Here is a 25,518-nt window from a genome sequence, read left to right as displayed (position 1 = left end):
GATGCCAGACCTTCAGACGCGGATGTCTTTTATTTTTATTGACGGAAAGATGAGGGGAAAATATGCGACTTCTTTTTATGATGTTATCAGGGATGTTATTTATTATTTTTTCTGCGCTCCCGGTTTATGCCGGTGTGATTACCGAAGCGACGCGGGTGATATATCCGGGTAATAAAAAAGAAGCCTCTCTGACTGTCAGTAATCAGGGTAAACAGGCCGAACCTTATCTGATCCAGTCCTGGGTTGATAATAACGGGCCTGACGGGCTGCAAAAATCCTCTGTTACGCCCCCCTTTGTAGTGACGCCGCCTTTATTTCGTCTGAATGCCGGAGAGGATAACAGTCTGCGCATTATCCGCACCGGCGGCATATTACCCGAGGATCGTGAATCCCTGTTCTGGCTGAATATCAAAGCCATTCCCCGTCTGCCTGAAAATGCCCCTGCCGGTTTATTGCAAATCGTGGTGAAGACCCGTCTCAAACTTTTTTACCGGCCAGCGGCGTTGCTCACCCCCGCAGGCCAAAGCGCCTGGCGGCAGCTGCAATTCAGCCGTCAGGCGGGGCAACTGCGGGTGACCAATCCCACGCCTTTCTACTTCACCTTTTTTAAACTGAAAACCGGCAGCAGCGCCGTGGCAACGGGTAACACCATGGTGCCGCCCTTTGGGCAAGCCACTTATCCCTGGCCGGCAGGTGCGGCAGGGAATGACGTCAGCTGGCAGGTGGTGAATGATTATGGCGGTGCCAGTTCAGTGGAAAAAACCCGGCTGCGCTGAGGCATGTTATGAAGAAAAATCATGTCGTTACGCCCCGGTCCTATTTTGCATTGCGGTCATGGCTGCTGGTGAGTTGTGCGCTGGGTATCGCAGAAGCCTGCGCGGATGACCGCTTCAATGTGCAGGCGCTGGAAATAGAACATCCCGGCGGGCCGGTGGATGTGTCGCAATTCTCCCGCGCAGGCGGGCAGACGCCGGGTGTCTATCGGGTGGATGTGCTGGTCAACAATGTGCTGAAAGGAAGGCAGGATGTGACGTTTATCGCCATGAAGGATAAGACGCTTTCCCCGCTTTTTACCCCGGCAGAATGGCAGACTCTGGGGCTGAGAACCGGCAGCATCCCGGCATTACGCGACTGGCCTGCACAAAAACCGGTGGGGGATTTCGCCACCCTGATGCCCGGCGTGGTGGGCCATTTTGATTTTTCCCATCAGAAATTACTGATCACCATCCCTCAGGAATTACTCGACACGCTGGCAAGAGGGGCGGTCAGTCCGGAATTATGGGATGAAGGCGCACCGGCCTTGCTGCTCAACTACAACCTCAGCGGCGCCCGTACCTGGCAAAACGCGGGCGGCAGTGACCAGAACCAGTTTCTGAGCCTGAGAAGTGGCGCTAACTGGGGCGGATGGCGGCTGCGCAACTACAGCACATGGCGTTACAGCCGCAACATTGACGGACAATCACAGCAGGACTGGGACTCGGCATACAGTTTCCTCCAGCGAGACGTGCCGGTGATCAAAGGGCAGTTTATCGCCGGGGAGAGCACCACCCCGGCGGATATCTTTGACAGCTTTACCTTTCGCGGCGTGCAGGTGTTTTCCGATGACAATATGTTGCCGGACAGCCTGCGCGGTTATGCGCCGGTGATCCGTGGCATTGCCAGAAGCAATGCGCAGGTGACGATTAAACAAAGCGGTATAGTGATCTACCAGACGTATGTGCCGCCGGGCGCCTTCAGCATTAATGATTTGTACCCGACGTCAGCGTCCGGCGATCTGGATATCACGGTCAGGGAAAGCAATGGGGAGGAGCGTCATTTCATACAAGCTTTTTCTGCCATTCCGATCATGCAACGTGAGGGCCGGTTGAAATACGCCCTGACGTTGGGGAAATACCGGGCGTATCAGTACGGTGGCGATGAACCGGGTTTTGTACAGGGATCACTGATTTACGGCCTGGGCTATGGCGTCACGTTGTTTGGCGGCAGTCAGGTGGCGGAAAACTACCACGCCGCGAATGCCGGTATGGGCAGCATGATCGGGGATCTCGGTTCTGTGTCGCTGGATACCACCTTTGCCGACAGCGAACTGACCGGCAATCACACCGCGCGCGGGCAGGCGTTCCGGCTGCAATATGCCAAAAGTGTGGCGGCTACCGGCTCGACGCTGTCGCTGGCGGGGATCCGCTATCGCGGTGATTTTTATCATTTCGGCGAGGCCGGTAACAGGCCGCAGGATGACAGTAATAACCTGTATTACGGTGCGCCGCATGAACAATATCGTCTGAATCTGACGCAGTCGCTGAACGGCGGAATGTGGGGATCATTGTCGCTTTCTTATTATCAGCAAAAATACCGCCAGTCGCAGTTCAATCAGCGCAGTCTGGGCCTCAGTTATAACGTCAATATTGCCAGTATTGATTACGCCCTGTCAGTGACGGATAACCGAAGCTATGGCATGGAGAGCGATAAACAGATCGCCTTCAATGTCAGTATCCCTCTCGGCCGCTGGCTGCCGAATGCCCGTGCCACTTTCAATGTAAACAGTGCCGATCATGGCCGGACGCTTTATCAGGCGGGCGTCAATGGCATGCTTCTTGAGGATAACAATCTCTCTTACGCGGTCAGTGAAGGCTATGGCACCGACGGACAGGGAAACAGCGGCAGTGCCAGCCTGAATTATCTGGGCAGCGCCGCCCAGCTCAGCGGAGGTTACAACTATAACCAGGACACCCAGCAGCTCAATTACGGCTGGCAGGGCGCCATTGTCGCCCATCCGTTCGGCGTCACGTTCTCGCAACCGCTGGTGAGTGATGTCTCGGCGATTGCGATTGTCCGTGCACCGGGCGCGGCGGGGGTGAAACTGCAAAATAATACCGGGGTCTATACCGACTGGCGCGGTTATGCGGTAGTGAATTATCTCAGCCCTTACAAGCGCACCCGCGTGGCGCTGGATACCACCTCGCTGGATGAAAATATCGATATCGATGACAACGTGTTGTCGGTAGTGCCGACGTCCGGTGCCGTGGTGATGGCCTCGTTTACCACGCGCGCTGGCAACCGGTTATTACTCACCCTGACCTACAACGGACAACCCGTGCCTTTCGGCGCAGAAGCTTTTGCCGTGGGCGATGAACGCAACCGCGTCATTGTGGGCGAAAAGGGGCAGGTGTATCTCAGTGGTTTGCCGGAGCAGGGGCGTATCCGGGTGATATGGCGCGGAGGGCAATGCGACGCGCCGTTTGCCTTCTCCGGTGCCGAAAAGGCGGCGGTCTCTCAGGCCAGCAGCGTATGTCGATGAGGCGTTTTATGAAAATAATGATACTGCTTGTCTGTCTTATCCTTTTTCCCAGCAAATTATGGGCGGCCTGCTCGACTTCTCCGGCCATGCCGCAGTCCTGGGATTTAAGTTCACTGGCGGTAACATCCTCTCTGCCTGTTGGGGCTGATATTCCCGGAAGTCAGCATACTTTCAATGTGAGCGGTACTTGCGGTACCAACGGGAGCAACGAACTCTCCGGCGACCCGGTCATCGCCTGTTACTACGGAACGGGTACAGAAATTTCGGGTTTCCCCGGTGTTTACTCCACCGGCGTTGAAGGGATCGGTATTGCCCTGACTAACTCCAGCGGACAACGTGTGGTAGGCGGCGGGGTAAGCTGCGATACGCGTAACACATCATTGGGTAGCCTTGACGGCAGTCTCAGCTATCAGATAGCTGTGACGTTATCATTAGTCAAAACCGCCAATGACATTGCGGATACGGCACTGGAGCAAAGCCAGACCCGTTTCGGACTGGGGGTGTATGGCAAATCAGGCATCGGGGGCGGGGGTGCCAACACACTCTCTTACACAGGCAATATCAATATCAGAACCGAAAGCTGTGATGTGCTGAATAACACCATTAATGTGTCTCTGGGTACGGTCTGGCCCGGGTTGTTTTCCAGTGCCTCCGCGGGCGGCGTCACGCCGGAAGTGCCCTTTAGCGTTGAACTCAATTGCGATGCCGGGGCGAATGTGAATATCCGTATCGACGGCACCGCCGATAATTCACAGGCTGCGGGAGTGATCGAAATCAGCAGCGGCGCAGAAGGGCAGGCAACCGGCGTCGGGATCCAGATACTCAAAGGCGATACGTCGCCGGTGATCCTCGGACAACAATGGGCAGTGACACCTTCTGCCAGCGAAGGAAGCCTGAGTATTCCCTTTTTCGCCCGCTACTATCTCAACGGACAAACACTCAGCAGCGGTGCAGCGAACGGCACGGCGACATTTACCATGATTTATTACTGAAAAAGGTCGCCCCGGAAGGCGACCTTTAGCGTTACTTGTTCCGGGAGAGCACGTTGATATGAACATTCACGTGTGAGACTGACCACCCGCTATTGCCCGTGTTCAACGAATTTCCCAGTACAACGAGCAGGATACAAATTGACGTCCTTTTCATTGCGTGATTCCTGTAACGGACCACGACCACCGGCATCTCATCGGGAAAATAGCAGTGAAACAAGCGCTTGGTAGCGCCTGAACCGCAGTACTCATGAACCCGCTTCCTGAAGCCCGGTGACCGGCTGCTAGGCCGGCGAAGCAGCCCGTAGAGATCTTATCGCAAAATATGGGAGCCCGAAGGATTGCAGCATATTCCTGGAAAGCATCTCGCAAAGTCATTTTTTCGGATTGCTTTTCACTCACTTTCTGTTCAAGATGCATTCGCTTGGTAGCGCTTTATTGTTTCAAATGCACTCTCTTCCTGGTGACTGCTAGCACCACGAAGATACAAATCGACCGTCCTTTTGGGCGGTTTTTTTGTGTCTTTTTTCTGCGTTTCCCGTCATTTATTCCCTTGTGCGGGCAGGGTTGTTGTGATGATCTAGAGGGCGAATTGGGATGAACAGCCGATCCGTCTGTGCTCAACGATTCAGCAAAGATTTAATGTTGCTTTTATGTGAACGAATTAACAAGCGGGCAAAATCCTGCTATGCTGCCCGGGCGCTAAAGGGCACTGTGCTCAGGTTCAGGACGTATCGTTTCAGACCAAGAAACCCCCATACCCGCAGTGTCCCCGATTCATCAGACCGGTTGAATTCCCCTGTCCCTACAGGCATGACGCGAGGCTGATGATGGAAGCCAGGCATAATAAATGACAATGAGAGCGAGGAGAAAGTCGTGCTAGAAGAATACCGTAAGCACGTAGCCGAGCGTGCTGCAGAGGGCATCGTCCCTAAGCCACTTGATGCTTCACAGATGGCAGCGTTGGTTGAGTCCCTGAAGAATCCGCCGCAAGGCGAAGAAGACACTCTGTTAGACCTGCTGATTAACCGTGTTCCACCGGGCGTCGACGAAGCCGCCTATGTTAAAGCCGGGTTCCTGGCCGCAGTCGCCAAAGGCGAAACTACCTCCCCGTTGGTCACTCCTGAAAAAGCCGTTGAACTGCTGGGCACCATGCAGGGCGGTTACAACATTCACCCGCTGATCGACGCACTGGATAGCGACACGCTGGCGCCTGGCGCGGCGAAAGCGCTGTCTCATACGCTGCTGATGTTTGATAACTTCTACGATGTGGAAGAAAAAGCGCATGCGGGCAACGAACACGCGAAAAAAATCCTGCAATCGTGGGCCGATGCCGAATGGTATCTGTCACGTCCGCAACTGGCTGAGAAAATCACCGTCACTGTGTTTAAAGTGACCGGCGAAACCAATACCGATGATTTGTCACCGGCTCCGGATGCCTGGTCCCGTCCAGATATTCCGCTGCACGCGCTGGCTATGCTGAAAAATGAACGCGAAGGCATTCATCCGGATCAACCGGGCAGCGTCGGTCCGATCAAACAGATCGAAGAACTGAACAAAAAAGGCTTCCCGCTGGCCTATGTCGGTGACGTTGTCGGTACCGGTTCATCCCGTAAATCGGCCACCAACTCCGTGCTGTGGTTCATGGGCGATGACATTCCTCATGTGCCGAACAAACGCGGCGGCGGTGTGGTGCTCGGCGGTAAAATCGCGCCAATCTTCTTCAATACCATGGAAGATGCCGGTGCGTTGCCGATCGAAGTGGATGTGTCTGACCTGAATATGGGCGATGTTATCGACATCTATCCGTACAAAGGCGAAGTGCGTAACCACGAAACCAATGACGTGATCGCCACGTTCGAACTGAAAACTGACGTGCTGCTCGATGAAGTGCGCGCAGGCGGTCGTATTCCGCTGATCATCGGCCGTGGTTTAACCACCAAAGCCCGTGAGTCGCTGAAACTGCCACAGAGCGAAGTGTTCCGCATTGCGAAACCTGTCGCGGCAAGCACCAAAGGTTTCTCGCTGGCGCAGAAAATGGTGGGCCGCGCCTGTGGCGTTGCCGGTATTCGTCCGAACGAATATTGCGAACCAAAAATGACGTCTGTCGGTTCTCAGGACACCACCGGTCCGATGACCCGTGATGAACTGAAAGACCTGGCGTGTCTGGGCTTCTCTGCCGATCTGGTGATGCAGTCATTCTGTCATACCGCCGCGTATCCTAAGCCGGTTGACGTGACCACGCACCACACGCTGCCTGATTTCATCATGAACCGTGGCGGTGTTTCACTGCGCCCTGGCGACGGTATCATCCACTCATGGCTGAACCGTATGCTGCTGCCGGACACTGTCGGCACCGGCGGTGACTCCCATACCCGTTTCCCGATCGGGATTTCCTTCCCTGCGGGTTCCGGTCTGGTGGCGTTTGCTGCGGCGACCGGCGTGATGCCGCTTGATATGCCGGAATCCGTTCTGGTGCGTTTCAAAGGCAAAATGCAACCGGGCATCACCCTGCGTGATCTGGTGCATGCGATCCCTTACTACGCGATCAAAGAAGGCCATCTGACCGTTGAGAAAAAAGGTAAGAAAAACCTGTTCTCCGGCCGGATTCTGGAAATCGAAGGCTTGCCGGAACTGAAAGTCGAACAGGCATTTGAACTGGCGGATGCGTCCGCAGAACGTTCAGCGGCAGGTTGTACGATCAAACTGGATCAGGCGCCGATCAAAGAATACCTCAACTCTAACATCGTGCTGCTGAAGTGGATGATCTCTGAAGGTTACGGCGATCGTCGTACCATCGAGCGTCGCATCAAAGGTATGGAAGAGTGGCTGGCGAACCCGAACCTGCTGGAAGCCGATGCCGATGCCGAATATGCAGCGATCATCGAAATCGATCTGGCGGACATCAAAGAGCCAATCCTTTGTGCGCCGAACGATCCGGATGATGCGCGTCTGCTGTCTTCCGTGCAGAACAGCAAAATTGACGAAGTGTTCATCGGTTCGTGCATGACCAACATCGGTCACTTCCGCGCAGCCGGTAAACTGCTCGACAGCCATAAAGGCGCGCTGCCAACCCGTTTATGGGTTGCGCCACCGACCAAAATGGATGCGGCTCAGTTGACCGAAGAGGGCTATTACAGCGTCTTTGGTAAGAGCGGTGCGCGTGTCGAAATTCCGGGCTGTTCACTGTGCATGGGTAACCAGGCGCGTGTGGCCGACGGTTCTACCGTGGTTTCCACGTCAACGCGTAACTTCCCGAACCGCCTGGGTAACGGTGCCAATGTCTATCTGGCCTCCGCAGAACTGGCAGCGGTCGCGTCACTGCTGGGTCGCCTGCCAACGCCGGAAGAATATCTCGGCTATATGGCTGAAGTGGACAAGACTGCGGTGGATACTTACCGTTATCTGAACTTCGACAAGCTGAGTGAATATACCGATAAAGCTGACGGCGTGATCTTCCAAACCGCAGTCTAAATCGTTATATTTGCGCCAGTGTTGAAAAGGGAGCTTCGGCTCCCTTTTTTATTGTGATTTTTCCAGAGGACTGCACCATGGATTACGATTTTTTGCGCGACATCACCGGTGAGGTCAAAGTGCGTTTCTCGATGGGCCATGAAGTGCTTGGTCACTGGCTGAATGAAGAGGTGAAGGGCGATCTGAGCGTACTCGATAATGTCGAAGCCGCGCTGAGCGAACTGAAAGGCAGCGAGCGCCAGACGCAAATGGTCGGCCATGAATACACGCTGTTGTTAGCCGACGATGAAGTGATGATCCGCGCCAATCAGCTGGATTTCGACGGTGATGAGATTGAAGAAGGCATGAGTTATTACGATGAAGAGAGTCTGGCGTTTTGCGGCGTCGAGGACTTTCTGCAAGTCCTCGCCAAATACCGTGCTTTCGTGACGACCTATCGCTAAAACTTATTTACCCCGCGAGGCGGTCCAGCACAGCAGCGAACCGCCGACCACCATCAGCACGCCCGGCCAGAAACTCGCGCCCGGCAGCGTGTGCAGCCATAACCCGGCAATCAGAATCGATGACAGCGGCGTGAAGTACGACAACGCGGCCACCAGCGTCGCATTGCCTTTTTTCATCGCGATATCCCAGCACTGATACGAAATGGCCGTCACCGCGCCCATTGCCAGCAGTTCAAGAATCGCCGGTAATCTCAGGCTGATGCGGTTCGATGAATAGGTAAAGTACAGCACCCACAGCACGGCACCGGTCGCCAGCAGAAACAACGGCAGCACGCCTTTGCCTTTACACAATACCCGCACCAGATTGGAATACAGCGCCCATGAAACGGCCGCGCCCAGCGCCAGACTGTAGGCCACCGGATTACCCCGTACATTACGCAGCAGCTGATGCATATCCAGCCCGTGACCGCCGCTGATCGCCCACAATACACCGGCAAACGCCAGCACCACGCCCGGCCAGATCCACCAGCGTACGCGCAATTTCAGCAGCGGTACCGCAAACAGCAGCGTCAGACTCGGCCACAAATAATTAATCAACCCGAGTTCCAGCGTTTGCTGCCGGGTATGCGCCAGACCAATCGCCAGCGAAAACGCCACCATATAAAAGATAAATAACAGGCCGCAGATGATCAGATAGGCCGCAGATTCGCCGCGCAACGTTGGCTTGCCGCCGACCATCCACACCATAATTCCGCTGACAGTATAAATAGACGCGGCCGCACCAAAAGGCCCCAGAGATTCGGACAAACTGCGGGTGAGCGCCACGCTCATGCTCCACAATAAAATGGCGAGAACGCCAGACAGCGTTGCAAAACGATCCATATGAAAGGTAAGCCTCTGGAAAAGGAGGCTTTTAAGATAAGCGATTGTTCCGGTTATTTACACCGGAACAATCCGCTTGAGGGGGACTTATTCGCTGAAATCATCAGAAGTAGAAACCGACTTCCAGACCCACGGTTGAAGTGGTGGTCGCAGGCTGATAATAGCCGACGGTGCGTCCGTTCAGATCACCCTGTTTCTCGTCCGACTTACCGTATTTCTGATGCACATAACTGGCTTTCACAAAGACATCTTTGTTGATGTTCCAGGTCAGGCTGGTGAAAGGCGAAAGCGTAGATTTCGGCTCAAGCCAGACCGCGCCCTGATTGCTGTGCGTCCAGGTTTTAATCGGATACAGCGCACCGCCTTCCAGACTCAGTCGTGAATCTGCGGTCATTTGCCAGTTCGCCCCCAGTGCCGCTTTGGCATAAGGTTGCAGCGTGACTTCCACCGCGTTGTAATTGCGGGTGGTATTCTCCGACGCAATATACACATCATCAGAGCGGATGTTACGCAACCATGCCTGACCGCCGAGTGTGCCTTTCATATCGAAAGAAACACGGTCGGATGCCCGGTAACGGTAGCCGCGTGTCATGTCCGCGCTGTAGCCGGTGTAGTAGGTTTTTCCTTTCAGCGTGCCGTTTGGCACGTTGGCCTGATCGTCGAGGGTGCTGCCTTTATAACTGACGATCCCGAACATCACGCTCATGTCCCAGGCTTTTAATAATCCGCCGGGGGCATCAAGGTAATTATTGGATCCGAAATTAACACGCAGGCGCGGGCCATGTTCAGCAACATATTTACCGTCCATATTATCAACGGTTTCGTCCCACTTATAATATTCAGCACCATAACTGACATAGTGCCGCATCCCTTCAGTATTGCTGCTTAACAAATTTTCCCCGGCCCGGGAAACCCCGGAAACCAATAAAGAACTCGTGACCAGCAGGCTGGATACGGTCTTTAATTTACTCATTTTCATTTTTTATTTCTGCTTGCAGGTGGATGGAGCTGGTTGCTTAGTAAGCAATAGGAGGATGCTAATGGTCGGAGGGGGAGATATAAAGGTATTTATCTCTTTTTAAGAAAAAAGCGATCTTTTGATCTGCCATAAGCTAAATTATTGGTTATGCGTTAATTTTATTTGATTTATAGCCTGTGTATTATTTCTGGAATTTGGCTTAATACTGAGATCGATCGTTCAATAATTTGAGTTAAATAAGGATTTAATGACTGGTTTAACATTAATTTGTCTTAAGGAGTATAGCGGGTTTTCAGATGTGTCAGGATATTTTACTTAAGTAATGCTTATTGAGTTTCGCACGGGGAGAATATTTATTATCAGAATTTGTCTATACAAAAAAAGGCCGGACATTTAACGCTGCCCGGCCTTCTCTTATTTTTTAACGCAGATCAGACTGACGGCAGATTGCGGCCGTAATAAATTTCCTGCATTTCTTTGTACAGCAAATCGGTAATATCCTTGCGCTCCTGCGCGCTCAGTTCTTCCGGTTTGGCATTGAAAAGATAATGCTTAAGATCGAATTCCTTCAGCAACATCTTGGTGTGGAAGATGTTTTCCTGATACACGTTGACGTCCATCATGTCGTACAGCGCTTTCATATCCTGCGACATGAAGTTCTGAATCGAATTGATCGAGTGGTCGATATAGTGCTTCACGCCGTTCACGTCGCGGGTAAAACCGCGCACACGGTAATCGATGGTGACGATATCGGATTCCAGCTGGTGGATCAGATAGTTCAGCGCTTTCAGCGGTGAAATCACGCCACAGGTTGAGACTTCAATGTCGGCGCGGAAGGTACAGAGTCCGCCTTCCGGATGGCTTTCCGGATAGGTGTGCACGCAGATATGGCTTTTATCCAGGTGCGCGACCACGGAATTCGGTAACGGCCCCGGATGCTCAGTGGTGTCCACATCACGCGGATCCACCGGCTCTTCGCTCACTAAAATCGTGACGCTGGCACCCTGTGGCTCGTAATCCTGACGCGCAACGTTAAGCACGTTTGCCCCGATGATGGAGCAGGTTTCGGTGAGAATTTCTGTTAACCGGTTGGCGTTATATTCTTTGTCAATGTAGGCAATGTAGCCCTTACGATCTTCTGCGGTCTTGGCGTAGCAGATATCGTAGATACAAAAACTCAGGCTTTTGGTCAGGTTGTTGAAGCCATGCAGTTTCAGCTTTTGCAATTTAGTTCACCCCCTTATGGATGTCGTATCAGCGCGCGGCTGACAGGGCATTCAGTAAATATTGCGGCAGGGCAAAGCTGCCGTTGTGGATCGCCGGATTGTAGTAACGACAGGTGATCCCTGCGGCGTCGAAACGCGCCTGCAAAGTCGGGTTGTCGATCTGGCGATATTCCGGGCTGTTGGTCGCCCAGGCAAAGGTCATGATGCCGCCGTAATAGGTCGGGATCGCGGCCTGATAGAAACTGACATCACTGAAATAGTGGCTCAGTTTGGTGTGGCTGTTGACCGCTTCATCCTGCTGCAGGAAGCAGACGCCATTTTGTGCCACAAAAATGCCACCCGGATTGAGGCAGCGGGCACAGCCTTCGTAGAACGCCGAGGTGAACAGGCTTTCTCCGGGACCGATCGGATCGGTGCAGTCGGAGATGATCACATCAAAGGTTTCGCTGGTCTGATTAACGAAGTTCACACCGTCGTCGATCACCAGTTTGAAACGGGGATCATCATAGGCTCCGGCATTATGGTTCGGCAGATACTGGCGGCAAAACGACACCACACCGGCATCGATTTCCACCATGGTGATCGCTTCCACGCCTTTATGACGGCACACTTCGCGCAGCATGGCGCCGTCACCGCCGCCAATGATCAACACCTTTTTGGCGTGGCCGTGGGCGAACAGCGGTACGTGGGTCATCATTTCGTGGTAGATGAATTCATCACGTTCGGTGGTTTGCACAACGCCGTCGAGTGCCATCACGCGACCCAGCGCCGCGTTCTCGAAAATCACCAGATCCTGATGATCGGTTTTCTCACGGTATAACTCTTTTTCGACGCTAAAATACTGGCCAAAATGGGCGTGCAGCGTCTCATACCATATTTCTTTGGATGACGAGTTCCGGGACATGTCGTTGTTTCTCCTGATCAATCGCAGCCATAAAAATGGGCGCACATGATAGCTAACTCTGCCCGTCCATGCACGGTTGAATTTCAGACAGGTCAATTTAGCTTAAGTGTAGACGAGGCAGGCGTGGCGCGGAAAGTCGGGGGAAGAAGACAGGCTCCGGCAGCAGAATGACGGAGCACAAGACCGGTAAACCGGCTGACAGGGTTTAGTTGGTGTAGGCCAGCAAACTCAGCGAGTCACGCGCCAGAGATTTGCATTTGGTCGGTTTGGGTACGGCGATGCCGCTCAGATCGCGGTAGCTGTCTTCGCCCATCGACTGCATATTAAAGCTGTTGTAATTGCTCAGATCCCAGCGGTTTTGCTGGGCGAAAAACACGATCGCGCGTTTGATTTGCGTATTCGGCAGTTGCTCGTAGCCGCAGTTATTTTTCAGATACACAAAGACCGCCGTCAGATCCGCAAGATCTTCCGCTTCTGATTCACTCAGTGCCTGACTGGCGGAGGAAAAGCCGAGCAGCGACAGTAACAGCAAACACAATGTTGTTTTTTTCATGGACGTGTTCTTGTTCTTTTAGAGAGAAAGTGGGGAAAGCGCTGGCGCGCAAATCATTAAAATGACGTTACCATATTTGCATTGTGTGGCACCAAATTTCTTTTCCCCGCGTCAGCCGCTTGACCTTCCCCTAAGGAGAGGGTTTAGGCTGTTGTACTATTATGGCACGCTTACGCCATCCGTCTGGCAATTGCCCCTCATAAGGACTGAAAAATGAACCGTCGCGATTTCGTAAAGTGGACGACCCTGATGGGCGCCGCCAGTACGCTGCCCGGCTGGAGCCGTTTCGCGCTCGCCGCTGACCGTCCGGCTTTGCCGATCCCCGCGTTACTCGAACCCGATATCCGCAATGCCTTCACGCTCACCTTGCAGCGCGGTCAGAGCCAGTTTCTGCCCGGCGTGAACACCGAGACCTGGGGGGTAAACGGTAATCTCCTCGGCCCCGCGCTGCGTATCCGCCGTGGCAAGCCGGTCAGCGTGACCGTCAATAACCGGCTGAATGTCGCCAGTACCGTGCACTGGCACGGGCTGGAAATTCCGGGTGACGTCGATGGCGGACCACAGGGACTCATCGAACCCGGCCAGAACCGTAAAGTGACGTTACAGCTCGATCAGCCTGCGGCGACCTGCTGGTTCCACCCGCATCCACATCAGACCAGCGGCCATCAGGTGGCGATGGGGCTGGCGGGCATGGTGCTGATTGAAGATGAAAGCAGCGATATTTTGCAGATCCCGAAACGCTGGGGCGTGGATGATATTCCGATCATTTTGCAGGATAAACGCCTGAACGACGCCGGACAGATCGATTATCAGATGGATGTCATGACCGCCGCCGTCGGCTGGTTCGGGCAGCACATGCTGACCAACGGCGCGGTGTATCCGCAGCACGGGATTTCCCGTGGCTGGCTGCGTCTGCGGCTGCTCAACGGCTGTAACGCACGTTCGCTGCATATCGCCACCAGCGATAATCGTCCGATGTATGTCATCGCCAGCGACGGCGGTTTCCTGCCGGAACCGGTGAAAGTCAGCGATTTGCCGATGCTGATGGGCGAACGTTTTGAAGTGCTGATTGAGTGTACCGACGGCAAAGCCTTTGATCTGGTCACGCTGCCGGTGAAACAAATGGGCATGACGCTGGCACCGTTCGATAAGCCGTTGCCGGTGCTGCGCATTCAGCCGACGCTCACCCAAAGCGGCGGGGCATTGCCGGATACGCTGGTGCCGCTTCCGGCGCTGGTGTCTGTCGACAATCTGCCGACCCGCTGGCTGCAACTGATGATGGATCCGCAACTCGATCAGCAGGGCATGGCCGCATTAATGAAACGTTATGGTCATAACGCCATGGTAGGCATAAGCATGGATCACGGTGACGGCGGGATGGCGGCGATGCCGGGGATGTCCGGGTCCGGCCACGACGGTCATGGCAACATGGCAGGAATGGACATGAGTAAACCCGCTGGCGGCTACGATTTCATGCAGGGCAACAAAATCAACGGCAAAGCCTACGACATGAATGTTCCTGCTTTCGATGTGAAACAAGGTCAGTACGAGAAATGGACGATCTCGGGCGAAGGCGACATGATGCTGCATCCTTTCCATATTCACGGCACGCAGTTCCGTATTCTTTCTGAAAACGGTCAGCCGGTGGCAGCGCACCGTCAGGGCTGGAAAGATATCGTTCGGGTAGAAGGGGCACGCAGTGAAGTGCTGGTGCGCTTTAACCATCTGGCCGACAAACAACATGCTTATATGGCGCACTGTCATCTGCTGGAACATGAAGACACCGGCATGATGCTGGGTTTCACCGTATCAAAGTGATCTGATTTTCTTTCCTTCCTCTCTTAAAAATCCACAGGCCGGAGACGATCCTCCGGCCAGCTTCCGCTCCCTTTCCGCCCGTTCATTTCCTTCTCTGTGATACCCCTTGCTTAGTAATCTTTCATTTTGAAAGATTAAACTTTCAAAGTGTGATCAATATATAATTAATATAAATTCATAATGATTATATTTTTAGCGTGGAGTGACAAAACATGAAAGCGTAAACCCACATGTATCCCTACAGGAGAAGATGATGATCGACGTAATAACGCACGGAGCCGAGTGGTTTATCGGCCTGTTTCAAAAGGGCGGGGAGGTGTTTGTCGGGATGGTCACCGGCATTCTGCCTCTCTTAATCAGCTTACTGGTGGTCATGAACGCGCTGATCGTGTTTGTCGGACAGCGGCGGATCGAACGTCTGGCGCAACGCTGCGCGGGCAATCCGGTTTCACGTTATCTGCTGCTGCCGGTGATCGGCACCTTTGTTTTCTGCAACCCGATGACCCTCAGCCTCGGGCGCTTTATGCCTGAAATCTACAAACCCAGCTATTACGCCGCAGGCTCTTACAGCTGCCATTCCATGAACGGCCTGTTCCCGCACATCAATCCCGGTGAACTGTTTGTCTATCTCGGCGTGGCGAGCGGGCTGACCACACTGGGTTTACCGCTCGGGCCGCTGGCCGTCAGTTATTTCCTGGTGGGCATGGTGACCAACTTCTTCCGTGGCTGGGTAACGGATCTCACCACCCGCATCTTCGAACGCAAGATGGGCATCCAGCTTGATCGTCAGGTTCAGCTGTAAACAGATCCAATTCTAAAAATCGGAGCAGAAAATGAGCGTTAAGATCCGCATTAACCGGGGCGAAGGTGGCTGGGGTGGTCCGTTGTTGATTGACGCGGTACCCGGCAAAAAAGTGGTGTATATCACGGCGGGCACGCGTCCGGCGATTGTCGACAAACTGGCGGCACTGACCGGCTGGGAAACGGTGGATGGCTTCAAAGAAGGTGAGCCACCGGCGGAAGAAATCGGCGTGGCGGTAATCGACTGCGGTGGCACGCTGCGTTGCGGCATCTACCCCAAGCGCCGCATTCCTACCGTAAATATTCATTCGACCGGCAAGTCCGGCCCGCTGGCACAGTTCATTACTGAAGACATTTATGTGTCCGGCGTGCGTGAGGATGACATTGTGATCGACCTGGCAGACGGCGCTGAACCGGCTGCGACGAAGCCCGCACCCGCTGCGGCAGGGCGTGATTACGACACCACCAAAAAAATTACCGAACAGAGCGACGGCCTGCTGGCGAAAGTCGGCATGGGGATGGGATCCGGCGTGGCGGTGTTATTCCAGGCCGGGCGCGACACCATCGATACCGTACTCAAAACTATCCTGCCGTTTATGGCCTTCGTGGCGGCGCTGATCGGCATCATCATGGCGTCCGGGCTGGGCGATCTGGTGGCGCACGGGTTGACGCCGCTGGCAAAAAGCCCCGTCGGGCTGGTGATGCTGGCGCTGATCTGCTCCTTCCCGCTGCTCTCGCCCTTCCTCGGCCCCGGCGCGGTCATCGCGCAGGTTATCGGCGTGCTGGTGGGGGTGCAGATCGGACTCGGCAATATCCCGCCACATCTGGCGCTGCCTGCACTTTTCGCCATTAACGCGCAGGCGGCGTGCGATTTCATTCCTGTCGGCCTCTCGCTCGCCGAAGCCAAACAGGACACCGTGCGCGTCGGCGTGCCTTCGGTGCTGGTCAGCCGTTTTCTGACCGGCGCACCGACGGTGCTTATCGCCTGGGCCGCTTCCGCTTTCATCTATCAGTAAGGAGTCACCGTGCAAACCATTTATCAAACCACCATTACGCACATCGGCGACTTCGCCCGTGAGGCGCTGACCGACCAGATGCTGATCACCTTCCGCGAAGGCGCACCGGCAGATATTCAGGATTATTGCTTCATTCATCAGCACGGCAAAACCGAAGGGGAATTGCACCGTGGCGCATACATGGAGCTGGCGGATGTGCGTTATCCGGTGACCGCCGTGGGCGAGGTGGCGATGCAGAATCTGCGCGAACTGGGGCATATCACCCTGCGGTTCGACGGCAGTGCCGACGCTGAATTTCCCGGCAGCGTCCATGTAAAAGGCACCACGCCCGACGATATCCCGCTGGGCAGCATATTGAAATTTATCGATTAACTATCAGAATCAGGAGTCAGTTATGGAACAGGTTGCAGTCGTGATCGGCGGGGGACAGACGCTGGGCGCATTTCTCTGTCAGGGGCTGGCTGAATCCGGCTATCGCGTGGCGGTGGCGGATCTGAATGAGAAGAATGCCGCGTCGGTGGCAGAACAAATCAACCAGCAGTTTGGTGAGGAACGGGCGTTTGGTTTTGCCGTCGATGCCACCAACGAAGCCAGCGTAGAACAACTGGCGAAAGCGGTGGATCAGACGTTTGGCAGGGTCAGTTTGCTGGTGTACAGCGCGGGAATGGCGAAGGCATCGCCGATCACCGACTTCGCCCTCTACGATTTTGACCTCTCCCTGCAGGTCAATCTGGTGGGCTATTTCCTCTGCGCCCGCGAGTTTTCCCGTCTGATGATCCGCGACCGCGTGCCGGGGCGGATTATTCAGATCAACTCCAAATCCGGCAAAGTGGGCAGCAAACACAACGCCGGTTACAGCGCGGCTAAATTCGGCGGCGTGGGGCTGACACAGTCTCTGGCGCTGGATCTGGCGGAGTACGGCATTACCGTGCATTCGCTGATGCTGGGTAATTTGCTCAAATCGCCGATGTTCCAGTCGTTATTGCCGCAGTACGCCAAAAAACTCGGCCTTAAGGCCGATGAAGTCGAGCAGTATTACATCGATAAAGTGCCGCTGAAACGCGGGTGCGACTATCAGGATGTGCTGGATATGCTGCTGTTTTACGCCAGCGACAAAGCCTCTTATTGCACCGGTCAGTCGATTAACATCACCGGCGGTCAGGTGATGTTCTGATGTCTTCCGCCCCTGTTTTGCAGGGGCGGGTAACGATGTTACGCAGAAAGTCATGGTAAGGAGAAAATGATGACCCCGACTTCGGCATTAATCCTCTGTGCGGTGCTGGCGTGGATGGCGCAAATCGCGCTCGGCTGGTGGCAGTTACAGCGCTTTAACCGGGCATTCGACAGATTGTGTCTACAGGGAAACGTCGGCGTCGGGCGTTCCGGCGGACGTTTCAAACCGAGAGTGGTGCTGGCGCTGGCATTTGATAAACAGGAGAAAGTTTGTGACGGATTCCTGCTGCGCGGCCTGACGATTTTTGCCCGTCCTCAGCCGGTTTCCTCGCTTAATGGCATGAGCCGGGAAGAATTGATGACAGGTGTGATCTTCCCGAAAGATCCGAATATTCAAACTGCACTATCATTAGCGATTGAACCGAAATCATGATATTTTCATTTTAAAAGCTATTATCTTTCAAAAAGAATGATGGCGTGAATATATCTTAAAATTTGAGCGAAAATCGTGATGAAACCTAAGCAACGGCAGGCGGCGATACTGGCGCATTTGCAGCAATTTGGAAAGACAGCGGTGGACGATCTCGCCGCGCATTTCGCCACCACCGGCACCACTATTCGTAAAGATCTGACCCTGCTGGAAGAAGAGGGCGCGGTGATCCGCACCTACGGCGGCGTAGTGCTGAGCCGTGAAGAAGGCGATCAGCCTATCGATCGTAAAACCCACATCAATACCGGCAAAAAACTGCGCATCGCCCGCGCGGCCATTCAGGAAATTCAGGACGGCGACTCGCTGATTTTTGACGCGGGCAGCACCGTGATGCAGATGGTGCCTTTCCTCAGCCAGTTCAATAACATCACCGTCATGACCAACAGCCTGCATATCGTCAACGCGCTGGTGGAACTGGACAACGACCAGACGATCCTGATGCCCGGCGGCACCTACCGCAAAAAATCCTCCTCCTTCCACGGCAGCCTGGCCGAAAGCGCCTTTGATAAATTCAACTTCGATAAGCTGTTTATCGGCGCTGATGGCGTCGATCTCGATGGCGGCGTCACCACATTCAACGAAGTTCACGGCGTCAGTCAGGCGATGTGTAAAGCGGCTGAGCGTATTTTCCTGCTGGTGGATTCATCCAAATTCGGCCGTAAAAGCCCGAACGTGGTGTGTCATTTAGGCAAGGTCGATACGCTGATCACGGACAGCGGGCTGAGCGCTCAATATCGTGATGCCATCGAAAAACTGGGGATCCGCATAATTTTAGTCGGGGAAGACGATGAGTGACGCATTACTGAATTACGCACGTGAAACGCTGGAAATCGAAATAGAAGAAGCCCGCCGGTTACTGACGCGGCTGGATGATAACTTCCTCTGCGCCTGCCGCTTATTGCTGAACTGCACCGGCAAAGCGGTGGTGTCCGGCATGGGAAAATCCGGACATATCGGCAAGAAGATCGCCGCCTCACTGGCCAGCACCGGCACACCGGCGTTTTTCGTGCATCCCGCTGAGGCGCTGCACGGCGATCTGGGGATGATCGGCAGTGAAGACGTGCTGATTTTTATTTCCTATTCCGGCCGGGCAAAAGAATTGGATCTGATCCTGCCGCTGCTGAAAGAAAACCAAACCCGTCTGATTGCCATCACCGGCGGCAAAGATTCCCCGCTGGCGCTGGCAGCAGATTGTGTGCTGGATATCAGCGTCGAGCGTGAAGCCTGCCCGATGGGGCTGGCACCGACCTCGAGCGCGGTGAATACCTTAATGATGGGCGATGCGCTGGCGATGGCACTGATGCGGCACCGGGGTTTTGGGGCGGAAGACTTCGCCCGTTCACACCCCGGCGGCAGCCTCGGCGCGCGTCTGCTGAACCGCGTGCATCATCTGATGCGCACCGGCGATCGTCTGCCGGTGGTCGACAGCCGGAAAAATGTCATGGACGCGATGCTGGAACTGAGCCGCACCGGTCTGGGGCTGATTGCCGTCTGCGACGCCAGCCTGCGCGTGGTCGGCGTATTCACCGACGGCGATTTGCGCCGCTGGCTGGTAAAAGGCCACAGCCTGAACGATCCGCTGGTCGACGCCATGAGCCGTCCGGGGTATCAGCTTCCTGCCCAATGGCGGGCGGGCGAGGCGCTTGAAGCCCTGCATCAGCAGCACATCAGTGCCGCGCCGGTGGTCGACAGCGAAGGCGTACTGGTCGGCGCGATCAACCTGCATGACCTGCATCAGGCCGGTATTGGCTGACGCCAGCGTTACTCATCGGCGGGTTCTTTGTTATAATCCTTTCCACTATATGGTCGCTGCTTTTCTGAAAAGCAGCGATAAATATTCTTAAATCAGGTGGTTAGTCTTTATATGAAACATCGCGTTGACGTCATGATTTCCGAAGAGGAAGTCAAAACCCGAATTGCCGAGTTGGGCCGTGAAATCACCGAACACTACCGCAACAGCGGCAGCGAAATGGTGCTGGTGGGATTGCTGCGCGGTTCCTTCATGTTTATGGCTGACCTGTGTCGCGCCGTGGATGTGCCGCACGAAGTGGACTTCATGACCGCCTCCAGCTACGGCAACGGCATGTCCACCACCCGCGACGTCAAGATCCTCAAAGATCTCGACGAAGACATTCGCGGTAAAGATGTGCTGATCGTCGAAGACATCATCGATTCCGGTAACACGCTGAGCAAAGTGCGTGAAATCCTGCAACTGCGCGGCCCGAAATCCCTCGCCATCTGCACCCTGCTGGATAAACCCGAACGCCGCGAAGTTGACGTTAAAGTTGAATACGTCGGCTTCCCGATCCCCGACGAATTCGTTGTCGGTTACGGTATCGACTACGCCCAGCGTTACCGCCATCTGCCGTATGTCGGCAAGGTTGTGATGCTGGACGAGTAGTGAACTTTGCTCCCTCCCCTGCGAAGAGGAGGAGCGAAATAATCCAAAGAAAAAAGGCACTAAAAAAGGCACATTTTTGTGCCTTTTGTTTTTTGAATTTCTGTAGAGTAGTGCGGCTTGTTATTGCGGGTCGCCGTTGAGCAGGGCGGAGACGCCCTGACGGTAGCGTTGTTCCAGCGTTTCGCGGCTGGTAGCATCGACGTCGAGGTTGCGCAGACGTCCGTCCAGAATGCCGTATACCCAGCCGTGCAGCGTGACTTTCTGGCCGCGTTTCCAGGCCGATTGCATCACCGTGGAGTGACCGAGGTTATACACTTGCTCGACCACATTCAGTTCGCACAATTTATCGAGACGTTTTTCTGGCGACAGTTCGCCCAGCAGGGAGCTGTGTTTGTACCAGATGTCCCGGATATGCAACAACCAGTTATTGATCAAACCCAGTTCAGGGTTTTCAACCGCCGCCTGCACACCGCCACAGCCGTAGTGACCGCAGATAATCACGTGTTCAACTTCCAGCACGTCGATAGCATATTGCACCACGGACAGGCAGTTAAGGTCGGTATGGATGACCAGGTTGGCAACGTTACGGTGAACGAACAGTTCGCCCGGCTCAAGCCCTGTCAGGCGCTCGGCGGGAACACGGCTGTCAGAACAGCCAATCCACAGGAAACGGGGTTTTTGAGATTGGGAAAGCCGCTCAAAGAAACCAGGATCTTCATCAATCATGGTTTTGGACCAGGCTGCGTTATTGCTGATGAGTCTTTCTATGTCGTTCATTGAGGTTAATAGCCTGTATTACGAGCTGACTGCGATGGAGTAATATAGGGCAATGCCCCGACTTTTCAAACTGATTCGGCATCTCCGTCTACTCATTCTTACAACAGGGTTTTCACAAGAAGGTACGCTCCCTTTATGAATTATGCATTGGAACTGGAAAAGTTAACCAAAACTTACGCCGGTGGTGTACAGGCTTTGCGTGGAATCGATCTGCGCGTCGAAGCCGGCGATTTTTATGCCCTGCTTGGGCCGAACGGTGCGGGTAAATCCACCACCATTGGCATCATCAGTTCACTGGTCAATAAAACCGCCGGTAAAGTGCAGGTGTTTGGTTACGACATCGATAAAGATATCGTCAACGCCAAACGCCAGCTCGGGCTGGTGCCGCAGGAATTTAACTTCAACCCGTTCGAAACCGTCATGCAGGTGGTCGTCAATCAGGCCGGATATTACGGCGTGCCGCGTCCGCTGGCGCTGCAACGTGCAGAAAAATACCTGACGCAGCTGGATCTGTGGGGCAAACGCAACGAGCGTTCGCGCATGTTGTCCGGCGGGATGAAGCGCCGTCTGATGATCGCCCGTGCGCTGATGCACGAGCCAAAACTGCTGATCCTTGATGAGCCAACGGCGGGTGTGGATATCGAACTGCGCCGCTCGATGTGGGGCTTCCTGAAAGAGCTGAACGCGCAGGGCACCACCATCATTCTGACCACGCACTATCTGGAAGAAGCGGAAATGCTGTGCCGTAATATCGGCATCATTCAGGGCGGTGAACTGGTAGAAAACACCAGCATGAAAGCGCTGCTGTCGAAGCTGAAATCGGAAACCTTCATTCTGGATTTAGGTGCGAAAAGCCCGCTGCCGGTGCTGGAAGGCTATCGCAGCCAGCTGACGGATACCTCAACGCTGGAAGTAGAAGTGATGCGCGAGCAGGGACTGAACTCTCTGTTTAGCCAGCTGAGTAAGCAGGGTGTGCAGGTATTGAGTATGCGTAACAAGGCGAACCGTCTGGAAGAGCTGTTTGTCACGCTGGTGAACGGCAGCGAGGAAAAGAAATAATGTCGCAATTGTATTGGGTGGCACTTAAAAGTATCTGGATGAAAGAGATCAACCGGTTTGGCCGTATCTGGATCCAAACGCTGGTTCCGCCGGTGATCACCATGACCTTGTATTTCATCATCTTCGGGAATCTGATCGGCTCCCAGATTGGCAGCATGCACGGTTTCACCTACATGCAGTTTATCGTGCCGGGTCTGATCATGATGGCGGTGATCACTAACTCCTACGCCAATGTCGCTTCATCGTTCTTCAGCGCCAAATTTCAGCGCAATATTGAAGAACTGCTGGTTGCGCCGGTGCCAACGCATGTGGTGATCGCCGGTTATGTCGGCGGCGGTGTGGCGCGCGGGATCTGCGTGGGGATCCTGGTCACGGCGATCTCGCTGTTCTTCGTGCCCCTGGTGATCCACTCCTGGTGGATCATTGCGCTGACGCTTCTGCTGACCGCGATCCTGTTCTCGCTCGGCGGTCTGCTGAACGCGGTGTTTGCGACCACGTTTGACGACATCAGCCTGATCCCGACCTTTGTGCTGACGCCGCTGACTTATCTGGGTGGTGTGTTCTACTCGCTGTCGCTGCTGCCGCCAATCTGGCAGGCCGTTTCCAAGCTGAACCCGATCGTCTACATGATCAGCGGTTTCCGCTACGGTTTTCTGGGGATTTCAGACGTGCCGCTGGTGTTTACCATGAGTGTACTGGTGGCGTTTATTGCGGTGTTTTATTTGCTGGCGTGGTATCTGATCGAGCGCGGCAGAGGTTTACGTAGCTGATTTTTCTGTGCTCCCTCCCCTGCGAAGGGGAGGGTTGGGGTGGGGTATTAAGGTCAAAAACTACATTCAAAGTGTGCTTTAACTCTTTGCTTTGTATTTAAAACCCCCTCCCAACCTCCCCCTTCGCAGGGGGAGGAGCAAAACCAAAATCAGTTCAGCGAAGGGGAGGCGTTTTATCAGGCCACCTGAACCGGCACGGCTTTGGCAGTGCGTTTCAGCTGGTTTTCACCTTCGAAATAAGCCACTTTCGGCTGGTGCTGGCGGGCCTGTTCATCTGACATCTGCACGTAAGAACAGATGATCAGCAGATCGCCGACACAGGCACAGCGCGCTGCTGCGCCGTTGACCGAAATAATCCGCGAACCGCGTTCTGCCGCGATGGCGTATGTCGAAAAACGCTGACCGTTATCAACGTTATAAATATCAATTGCTTCGTATTCCAGAATGCCTGAGGCATCGAGAAAGTCCTGATCGATGGCGCAGGAGCCTTCGTAATGCAAATCTGCCTGAGTGACGTGAACCCGGTGCAGTTTGCCTTGCAGCATTGTACGTACCATTGCGTATGACCCTTCGTGCGTAAAAAGTCTGGGGATCCGCCGGTCAGACGGTCTGAAAAGTCCGAAATTTCCGGCGGCCAACATAGTTGCCCATTTGACCTGCGCTGTCTACTGCGTCAGATCAACCTCCTGATTATCAATCAGCCGCGCTTTACCCAGCCATGCCGCCATCAGGATCACCGCTGAGGTGCTGTCGACGGACAATTCCTGCAAGGTCTTCGCATCACGGATAAAAAGTTCGTCCGGTGTGAAGCCCGCTTCGCGAAGCTGCTGCGCGGTTTCCTGCAACATTTCGTCGGTATGGCGTTCACCCTGGCTCAGACGTTCCGCCAGCGCGTTCATGATTTTGTTCAGTTGCGGTGCAAGCTTACGTTCTTCGGCCGTCAGATAGCCGTTACGGGAACTGAGCGCCAGACCGTCTTTGGCGCGCACAATCGGCACGCCGACAATCTCGATGTCGTAACCCATGTCTTCCACCATGGTGCGCAGCAGCGCCAGTTGCTGGAAGTCTTTCTGGCCGAAACAGGCCACCTGCGGCTGCACCAGATTGAACAGCTTGCTGACGATGGTCGAGACGCCACGGAAATGTCCCGGACGGCTCGCGCCTTCCAGAATGGTGGAAATCACCGGCACATCGACCTGCGTCTGCGTCGCCAGCCCTTTCGGGTACACTTCTGCCGGAGAAGGGGCGAACACCAGATCCACACCGCGTTTATTCAGCTTCTCGCAGTCTTCCTGCAAGGTGCGCGGGTAACGTTCCAGATCATCCGGACGCTCAAACTGCATCGGGTTAACGAAAATACTCACGACCACCACGTCGCCACGCGCTTTGGCTTCTTCCACCAGCGTCATGTGGCCTTCGTGCAGGTTGCCCATCGTCGGCACCAGCGCGATGCGTTTGTTGTTCTTGCGGAAATCACGGATTTCGCGACGCAGCAGCGCCACGCTGTCAATTATCAGCACCAGCCTTCTCCCGTTTATTTAAAGGAATGTTCTTCGCCCGGATACACGCCCTGCGCGACCTGATCGACATACAAACGTACCGCGCCACGAATATCACCGGCTTCGCTGAGGAAGTCTTTGGCGAATTTTGGCGTATGGCCGCCGGTGATGCCGAATGCGTCGTGCATCACTAAGATCTGCCCGTCAGTCACATTACCCGCGCCAATGCCGATCACCGGAATGCTCAGTTCTTCGGTCACGCGGCGCGCCAGATCCACCGGCACACACTCCAGCACCAGCAGTTGCGCCCCGGCTTCTTCCAGCATCATCGCATCTTTGATCAGCTGATTGGCCGCCACTTCGTCGCGACCCTGCACTTTATAGCCGCCGAAAATGTTCACTGACTGCGGCGTCAGCCCCAGATGGCCGCACACCGGCACGGCGCGTTCGGTCAGCATACGAACCGTGTCACACAGCCAGCTGCCGCCTTCCAGTTTGACCATATTGCCGCCCGCGCGCATCAGCACGGCGGCGCTTTCAAACGCCTGCTCCGGCGTGGCGTAACTCATGAACGGCAGGTCAGCCAGCAATAACGCCTGAGGCGCGCCACGGCGCACACAGCGGGTGTGATAAGCAATGTCTTCTACCGTGACCGGCAGCGTGGAATCCTGCCCCTGAACGACCATGCCCAGAGAATCGCCGATCAGCATCACTGAGATGCCCTGTTCCGCAAACAACTGCGCGAAACTGGCGTCGTAGGCGGTAATGGTCGCAAATTTATGTTTTTCCTGCTTCCATTGGCGAAGCTGGCTCAATGTGGTGGGTTTCATGACACGTACCTTTGAATAATTCATCGGATGAATATGATGCCGGTATTCTACTGTATGAGCAGGAAGGCAGACAGCAAGTTCGACAGGCGGCAGGGTGATCCCCGTCTTAAGAAGTGATTAAGAAGCGTCGCCTATA

General features: G+C 54.6%; 25 protein-coding genes. 16 read left to right on the top strand and 9 right to left on the bottom strand.

Translation table 11 applies throughout. The features are described 5' to 3' along the window. Positions 1 to 62: 62 nt before the first annotated feature. The 5 genes from EDF78_RS12125 to yacL all read left to right on the top strand — a co-directional run bounded on the left by EDF78_RS12125 (position 63) and on the right by yacL (position 8,204). Positions 63 to 776 (top strand): molecular chaperone, encoded by a 714-nt coding sequence (locus EDF78_RS12125; protein WP_131694274.1) that lies wholly within the window; start codon positions 63 to 65, stop codon positions 774 to 776. A gap of 8 nt (positions 777 to 784) precedes the next feature. Then, positions 785 to 3,298, top strand: coding sequence for a fimbria/pilus outer membrane usher protein (locus tag EDF78_RS12120; protein ID WP_133823178.1), 2,514 nt, complete (start codon positions 785 to 787; stop codon positions 3,296 to 3,298). A gap of 8 nt (positions 3,299 to 3,306) precedes the next feature. Continuing rightward, positions 3,307 to 4,290, top strand: a complete 984-nt coding sequence (locus EDF78_RS12115; protein ID WP_229920922.1) for a fimbrial protein — start codon at positions 3,307 to 3,309, stop codon at positions 4,288 to 4,290. An 873-nt stretch (positions 4,291 to 5,163) separates the two neighbouring features. Then, complete coding sequence (gene acnB / locus EDF78_RS12110; RefSeq protein WP_133823177.1) at positions 5,164 to 7,761, top strand: bifunctional aconitate hydratase 2/2-methylisocitrate dehydratase; 2,598 nt, start codon at positions 5,164 to 5,166, stop codon at positions 7,759 to 7,761. Positions 7,762 to 7,838: 77 nt separating this feature from the next. Beyond that, positions 7,839 to 8,204, top strand: coding sequence for a protein YacL (gene yacL / locus EDF78_RS12105; protein WP_095924677.1), 366 nt, complete (start codon positions 7,839 to 7,841; stop codon positions 8,202 to 8,204). A gap of 3 nt (positions 8,205 to 8,207) precedes the next feature. On the opposite strand, the gene yddG is transcribed toward yacL, so the two are convergent. The 5 genes from yddG to EDF78_RS12080 all read right to left on the bottom strand — a co-directional run bounded on the left by yddG (position 8,208) and on the right by EDF78_RS12080 (position 12,748). Then, positions 8,208 to 9,086, bottom strand: coding sequence for an aromatic amino acid DMT transporter YddG (yddG, locus tag EDF78_RS12100; protein ID WP_095924678.1), 879 nt, complete (start codon positions 9,084 to 9,086; stop codon positions 8,208 to 8,210). A 103-nt stretch (positions 9,087 to 9,189) separates the two neighbouring features. Further along, on the bottom strand, positions 9,190 to 10,059 hold the full coding sequence (locus EDF78_RS12095; RefSeq protein WP_229920923.1) for a hypothetical protein: 870 nt from the start codon (positions 10,057 to 10,059) through the stop codon (positions 9,190 to 9,192). A gap of 437 nt (positions 10,060 to 10,496) precedes the next feature. After that, positions 10,497 to 11,291, bottom strand: coding sequence for an adenosylmethionine decarboxylase (gene speD, locus EDF78_RS12090; RefSeq protein WP_095924680.1), 795 nt, complete (start codon positions 11,289 to 11,291; stop codon positions 10,497 to 10,499). 28 nt (positions 11,292 to 11,319) lie between these two features. Beyond that, positions 11,320 to 12,195 (bottom strand): polyamine aminopropyltransferase, encoded by an 876-nt coding sequence (speE, locus tag EDF78_RS12085; RefSeq protein ID WP_095924681.1) that lies wholly within the window; start codon positions 12,193 to 12,195, stop codon positions 11,320 to 11,322. Positions 12,196 to 12,400: 205 nt separating this feature from the next. Then, on the bottom strand, positions 12,401 to 12,748 hold the full coding sequence (locus EDF78_RS12080) for a YacC family pilotin-like protein (RefSeq protein WP_095924682.1): 348 nt from the start codon (positions 12,746 to 12,748) through the stop codon (positions 12,401 to 12,403). A 213-nt stretch (positions 12,749 to 12,961) separates the two neighbouring features. Between EDF78_RS12080 and cueO the strand changes: the two genes are divergently transcribed. The 9 genes from cueO (at position 12,962) to hpt (ending at position 20,447) form a co-directional block, all read left to right on the top strand. Next, a complete protein-coding gene (gene cueO / locus EDF78_RS12075; protein WP_133823176.1) occupies positions 12,962 to 14,566 on the top strand; it encodes a multicopper oxidase CueO in 1,605 nt (534 codons plus the stop codon). Between the two features lie 253 nt (positions 14,567 to 14,819). Then, positions 14,820 to 15,368, top strand: coding sequence for a PTS glucitol/sorbitol transporter subunit IIC (locus EDF78_RS12070; RefSeq protein ID WP_095924684.1), 549 nt, complete (start codon positions 14,820 to 14,822; stop codon positions 15,366 to 15,368). A 31-nt stretch (positions 15,369 to 15,399) separates the two neighbouring features. Beyond that, on the top strand, positions 15,400 to 16,383 hold the full coding sequence (locus EDF78_RS12065; protein ID WP_095924685.1) for a glucitol/sorbitol-specific PTS transporter subunit IIBC: 984 nt from the start codon (positions 15,400 to 15,402) through the stop codon (positions 16,381 to 16,383). A 9-nt stretch (positions 16,384 to 16,392) separates the two neighbouring features. After that, positions 16,393 to 16,755, top strand: a complete 363-nt coding sequence (srlB, locus tag EDF78_RS12060) for a PTS glucitol/sorbitol transporter subunit IIA (protein ID WP_095924686.1) — start codon at positions 16,393 to 16,395, stop codon at positions 16,753 to 16,755. A 22-nt stretch (positions 16,756 to 16,777) separates the two neighbouring features. Then, entirely contained in the window at positions 16,778 to 17,557 is a 780-nt protein-coding gene (gene srlD, locus EDF78_RS12055) for a sorbitol-6-phosphate dehydrogenase (RefSeq protein ID WP_133823175.1), read from the top strand. A gap of 69 nt (positions 17,558 to 17,626) precedes the next feature. Beyond that, complete coding sequence (gene gutM / locus EDF78_RS12050) at positions 17,627 to 17,989, top strand: transcriptional regulator GutM (RefSeq protein WP_095924688.1); 363 nt, start codon at positions 17,627 to 17,629, stop codon at positions 17,987 to 17,989. A 78-nt stretch (positions 17,990 to 18,067) separates the two neighbouring features. After that, positions 18,068 to 18,841 carry a DNA-binding transcriptional repressor gene (locus EDF78_RS12045; protein ID WP_095924689.1) on the top strand — a complete coding sequence of 258 codons (774 nt, stop codon included), beginning with the start codon at positions 18,068 to 18,070 and terminating at the stop codon, positions 18,839 to 18,841. After that, positions 18,834 to 19,799 (top strand): arabinose-5-phosphate isomerase GutQ, encoded by a 966-nt coding sequence (gene gutQ, locus EDF78_RS12040; protein WP_119827059.1) that lies wholly within the window; start codon positions 18,834 to 18,836, stop codon positions 19,797 to 19,799. The genes EDF78_RS12045 and gutQ overlap by 8 nt, the downstream gene beginning before the upstream one ends. 111 nt (positions 19,800 to 19,910) lie before the next feature. Beyond that, the gene (gene hpt, locus EDF78_RS12035; protein WP_095924691.1) at positions 19,911 to 20,447 is read left to right on the top strand and encodes a hypoxanthine phosphoribosyltransferase; all 537 of its coding nucleotides are present in this window, start codon (positions 19,911 to 19,913) and stop codon (positions 20,445 to 20,447) included. A gap of 120 nt (positions 20,448 to 20,567) precedes the next feature. Here hpt and can read toward each other — a convergent pair whose 3' ends face one another. Continuing rightward, positions 20,568 to 21,224: a carbonate dehydratase gene (gene can, locus EDF78_RS12030; protein ID WP_095924694.1), complete on the bottom strand. Its 657-nt coding sequence runs from the start codon at positions 21,222 to 21,224 to the stop codon at positions 20,568 to 20,570. 135 nt (positions 21,225 to 21,359) lie between these two features. On the opposite strand from can, the gene EDF78_RS12025 reads away from it, so the two are divergent. Together EDF78_RS12025 and EDF78_RS12020 are read left to right on the top strand one after the other, a co-directional pair. Continuing rightward, positions 21,360 to 22,283, top strand: coding sequence for an ABC transporter ATP-binding protein (locus tag EDF78_RS12025; RefSeq protein ID WP_095924695.1), 924 nt, complete (start codon positions 21,360 to 21,362; stop codon positions 22,281 to 22,283). Next, on the top strand, positions 22,283 to 23,053 hold the full coding sequence (locus tag EDF78_RS12020; protein WP_095924696.1) for an ABC transporter permease: 771 nt from the start codon (positions 22,283 to 22,285) through the stop codon (positions 23,051 to 23,053). Before EDF78_RS12025 ends, EDF78_RS12020 begins: the two co-directional genes overlap by 1 nt. Positions 23,054 to 23,229: 176 nt before the next feature. Here the strand turns inward: EDF78_RS12020 and panD are convergent, their stop codons facing one another. From panD to panB, 3 genes are all read right to left on the bottom strand, one after another. Next, the gene (gene panD / locus EDF78_RS12015; protein WP_015698614.1) at positions 23,230 to 23,610 is read right to left on the bottom strand and encodes an aspartate 1-decarboxylase; all 381 of its coding nucleotides are present in this window, start codon (positions 23,608 to 23,610) and stop codon (positions 23,230 to 23,232) included. Between the two features lie 108 nt (positions 23,611 to 23,718). Continuing rightward, positions 23,719 to 24,573, bottom strand: coding sequence for a pantoate--beta-alanine ligase (gene panC / locus EDF78_RS12010; RefSeq protein WP_095924697.1), 855 nt, complete (start codon positions 24,571 to 24,573; stop codon positions 23,719 to 23,721). 14 nt (positions 24,574 to 24,587) lie between these two features. After that, positions 24,588 to 25,382 carry a 3-methyl-2-oxobutanoate hydroxymethyltransferase gene (gene panB / locus EDF78_RS12005; protein WP_119827057.1) on the bottom strand — a complete coding sequence of 265 codons (795 nt, stop codon included), beginning with the start codon at positions 25,380 to 25,382 and terminating at the stop codon, positions 24,588 to 24,590. Between the last annotated feature and the right edge of the window lie 136 nt (positions 25,383 to 25,518).

Origin of the sequence: Rahnella sp. BIGb0236 (assembly GCF_004364755.1) — a bacterium.
In the GTDB taxonomy this organism is placed as follows: Bacteria; Pseudomonadota; Gammaproteobacteria; order Enterobacterales; family Enterobacteriaceae; genus Rahnella; species Rahnella victoriana.
The sequence above is the reverse complement of the archived record's forward strand: the minus strand, read 5'-3'. Positions and strand labels throughout refer to the sequence as shown.

What these genes read in the sequence shown, in the direction of transcription:
- EDF78_RS12125 (WP_131694274.1), top strand. Translation starts at nt 63, where the DNA reads ATGCGACTTCTTTTTATGATGTTATCAGGGATGTTATTTATTATTTTT.
- EDF78_RS12120 (WP_133823178.1), top strand. Translation starts at nt 785, where the DNA reads ATGAAGAAAAATCATGTCGTTACGCCCCGGTCCTATTTTGCATTGCGG.
- EDF78_RS12115 (WP_229920922.1), top strand. Translation starts at nt 3,307, where the DNA reads ATGAAAATAATGATACTGCTTGTCTGTCTTATCCTTTTTCCCAGCAAA.
- yacL (WP_095924677.1), top strand. Translation starts at nt 7,839, where the DNA reads ATGGATTACGATTTTTTGCGCGACATCACCGGTGAGGTCAAAGTGCGT.
- yddG (WP_095924678.1), bottom strand. Translation starts at nt 9,086, where the DNA reads ATGGATCGTTTTGCAACGCTGTCTGGCGTTCTCGCCATTTTATTGTGG.
- EDF78_RS12095 (WP_229920923.1), bottom strand. Translation starts at nt 10,059, where the DNA reads ATGAGTAAATTAAAGACCGTATCCAGCCTGCTGGTCACGAGTTCTTTA.
- speE (WP_095924681.1), bottom strand. Translation starts at nt 12,195, where the DNA reads ATGTCCCGGAACTCGTCATCCAAAGAAATATGGTATGAGACGCTGCAC.
- EDF78_RS12080 (WP_095924682.1), bottom strand. Translation starts at nt 12,748, where the DNA reads ATGAAAAAAACAACATTGTGTTTGCTGTTACTGTCGCTGCTCGGCTTT.
- cueO (WP_133823176.1), top strand. Translation starts at nt 12,962, where the DNA reads ATGAACCGTCGCGATTTCGTAAAGTGGACGACCCTGATGGGCGCCGCC.
- EDF78_RS12070 (WP_095924684.1), top strand. Translation starts at nt 14,820, where the DNA reads ATGATCGACGTAATAACGCACGGAGCCGAGTGGTTTATCGGCCTGTTT.
- EDF78_RS12065 (WP_095924685.1), top strand. Translation starts at nt 15,400, where the DNA reads ATGAGCGTTAAGATCCGCATTAACCGGGGCGAAGGTGGCTGGGGTGGT.
- srlD (WP_133823175.1), top strand. Translation starts at nt 16,778, where the DNA reads ATGGAACAGGTTGCAGTCGTGATCGGCGGGGGACAGACGCTGGGCGCA.
- gutM (WP_095924688.1), top strand. Translation starts at nt 17,627, where the DNA reads ATGACCCCGACTTCGGCATTAATCCTCTGTGCGGTGCTGGCGTGGATG.
- EDF78_RS12045 (WP_095924689.1), top strand. Translation starts at nt 18,068, where the DNA reads ATGAAACCTAAGCAACGGCAGGCGGCGATACTGGCGCATTTGCAGCAA.
- gutQ (WP_119827059.1), top strand. Translation starts at nt 18,834, where the DNA reads ATGAGTGACGCATTACTGAATTACGCACGTGAAACGCTGGAAATCGAA.
- hpt (WP_095924691.1), top strand. Translation starts at nt 19,911, where the DNA reads ATGAAACATCGCGTTGACGTCATGATTTCCGAAGAGGAAGTCAAAACC.
- can (WP_095924694.1), bottom strand. Translation starts at nt 21,224, where the DNA reads ATGAACGACATAGAAAGACTCATCAGCAATAACGCAGCCTGGTCCAAA.
- EDF78_RS12025 (WP_095924695.1), top strand. Translation starts at nt 21,360, where the DNA reads ATGAATTATGCATTGGAACTGGAAAAGTTAACCAAAACTTACGCCGGT.
- EDF78_RS12020 (WP_095924696.1), top strand. Translation starts at nt 22,283, where the DNA reads ATGTCGCAATTGTATTGGGTGGCACTTAAAAGTATCTGGATGAAAGAG.
- panD (WP_015698614.1), bottom strand. Translation starts at nt 23,610, where the DNA reads ATGGTACGTACAATGCTGCAAGGCAAACTGCACCGGGTTCACGTCACT.
- panB (WP_119827057.1), bottom strand. Translation starts at nt 25,382, where the DNA reads ATGAAACCCACCACATTGAGCCAGCTTCGCCAATGGAAGCAGGAAAAA.